The organism is bacterium (genome assembly GCA_040756715.1).
Lineage (GTDB): Bacteria > UBA9089 > UBA9088 > UBA9088 > UBA9088 > JBFLYE01.
The window spans coordinates 1-2,866 of the sequence record JBFLYE010000117.1 but is presented as its reverse complement, the minus strand read 5'-3'; the positions used below and the strand labels follow the sequence as shown (position 1 = coordinate 2,866).

At 39.4% G+C, this 2,866-nt stretch carries 1 protein-coding gene; it reads left to right on the top strand.

Annotation, left to right across the window (positions count from 1 at the left end; all coding sequences use genetic code 11):
• Positions 1-171: 171 nt before the first annotated feature.
• Positions 172-2,866 (top strand): FG-GAP-like repeat-containing protein (locus AB1397_04360; protein ID MEW6482216.1); only part of this gene is annotated, 2,695 nt, incomplete at its 3' end.

The window sequence follows — 2,866 nt, the reverse complement described above, 5'->3', positions numbered from 1 at the left end:
TCCACCTCTTGCTCCGACCGAGTCTAATTACGCTAACCACTTCTACATCACAGTTGAAAACAACATTCCATAGATGAGGGTAAGAGAAACAAGACAAGAGGGGGAGTCCTCTCCCCCTCTTACTTAATTTTACTTGAAATTTAAGCAATTATGTGTTATTCTTAAATTTAGATGATTAAACATTTAATCCTTTGTGCCTCTGTGCCTTTGTGCCTCTGTGCCTCTGAATTTAGGGAAAATTCCTTTATTGAGGGAACATTTGAAAGGATTACAACATCTAATATTGCAGGATGCAAGTGGTCGAACTACCCTAAGTCTATAAAGCTATCCTCCCAATATCCCCTGTTTGAGCCGGTAGATACCTGGTCACCCCTGCCCAGTGAGATGTCAGGGTTAGCCTTTCTTGAACCAGAATTTGGTGATATAGATAACGATGGAGACTTTGACCTTTTAGTAGGCGATAGAGCTACAAAAAAGATTATTCTCTTAGAAAACAAAGAGACAAAATATAACCCATTATTCAAAAAAAAGATGGAACTTCCCTTTTCTTCATCTCTGGGAAGCTGTAGCCTTGGTGATATTGACAAGGATGGAATATTGGATTTATTGGTAGTTTATAATGCAAGTGAAATCCATGGTTATAAAGGAAAGGGAAGTTGGGCATGGGAAAGGTATCCTGATTGGGATATTAAACTTTCTTCTTCCCCATGTGAGATAGCCTGTGACCTAGGCGATTTAAACTCTGATAATTACCCTGACCTTATAATCTGTTATATGGAGCAAGGAACAAATACAAATGGTTTTGTTGATGTAAGATTCCTTGCATATGAAAACAAAGATAATAAATTTATTCCAAAGCCTGAATGGAATCCCCCTCCTATGTTGTCTGAATTAATGGGAAATGGATGGGACTTAAACGTAGAACTCATTGACCTGGAAAACACCAAAAACCCTTTTCTTATTTTTACATTCAATGAGTGGGGAGATATATATCTTTATAAAAACACAGGAATGTTATCTCCCAACTGGGGAATGCGGTCTTATATATTGTGGGGGTTGTTTGGACAACCTCCAGAAGAATACTCTCCTCCAGGCGATAGCGCAGTTGCAACAATAGCCTTTGCCGACCTTGATGGCGATGAAGATTTTGATATGATTAATGGGGGGGAGGATGGAATATTAATTCCTTTTGAGAATGTTGGTGATATTAGCAATTCAAGGTTTCAGTTAAAAAGCTATCAACCACTTGATGGAGCCCATATAATGGGAGGAATGACCTTTGCTGACCTTGATCAGGATGGTGATTATGAGGAAATACATAGTGAAGGGGCAGGAAGTTGTAATAAACCCCGTATTTATATTGCTCAAAATACAGGGACACCAGAGATTCCATATTTTCCTCGGCAACATTACAGTATTAAGTTAGAAAATGAGCAAAATGGATATAATGGTATGGAAATTACCCCCACAGTGGCTGACCTTGATGGCGATGGAAAGCCAGATTTACTTGTTGCTACATATAAAACTGGAAAGGGCGAAAATGTAGGCGCATTTAGAAACATAAGCACACAAACAACCAAATTTTCCTATAACCCTCAATGGAATATAACCGCAGAATATTTAATTTCTGAAGGATTGGATGATTTTGATACTTCTTCTCCCGCTCCATTTCTTCTTGACTTAGATAATGATAGGGATTATGACCTCCTTCTTCCTACCTGGAAGGTATTTGTTATCTTAGAAAATATTGGAGGCATAACCTCGCCAATCTGGAAGAGGAATAAAACCTGGGAGGAAAGCACAGGCTTTAAAAAGATAAGCCCTTTAGGTAATATTCCTAAACTAACTGCAATGGACTTAAATGGCGATAACAATGATGATATTGTATTCCATGGAACCATCTATCCTCCCCAGGTTCATTTAAGGCTTGGAACATCCAACCCTCCCTCTTTTGAAAGAGCACCCGAAGAATGTGAAAAGATGTTTGATACTATTACTCACCCTTATTACAACCTCTCTGGCGTAGACCTTGACAATGATGGAGATTATGACCTGGTTACTGGATATAAAAGCTCAGGTCCCTTTATCTCTGGAATAAACAAGGGTCCCCACCATCCCCTGGGCACCTATACCTCCTCCCTTTTTGATGCAGGTTCCTCAGTTATCTTTGAGAATATCTTCTATAAAGAGAGGAAGCCATTTGAGACAAATATTGCAATGTTTGTCCGATATGGAAATAGCCCAGATACCCTATCTTCCTGGAAAAAGGTAAGCAATGGAGAAAGCCTTAATCTAACCGCAAGATACATCCAATACCAGGCAATTCTTACAACCAATAATTTAGAATATACCCCAACCCTATATGAGGTAAGCATCCCTTATCACACAACCAATCAGCCATTTATCAAGGCAGACCCAGATAAGGGTTATTCGGGAGATACCATAAATGTCTCAGGAAGCAATTTCTCAGGTAATGAGATAGTTCGGCTTTATCTTAACAACATCCCAGTTGCAACCACCACCGCAAGCAATGGAAAGATAAACACAAGCTTTAATCTTCTAAGCCTTCCCTCAGGTCTTTATCCCCTTAATGCTAAGGGAAATACATCAGAAACCGCTACTACCTACATTAGCTTACTTCCCTATTCAACCATCACTGGAACAATAAGAAGCAAAGAATTTGCCCCCATACCCAATGCTACAATTACCCTTAATGGAAAAATCACCATTACCGACAATAAAGGCTTCTTCTTGTTTTCTTCCCTTCCGGTTGAAACCTATACCCTAATTCCCTCCTATCCCAATGCTACCTTCATTCCTCCCTATTATTTCTTCCCCTCCCTTAATTGCTCACACAATGTAGAAT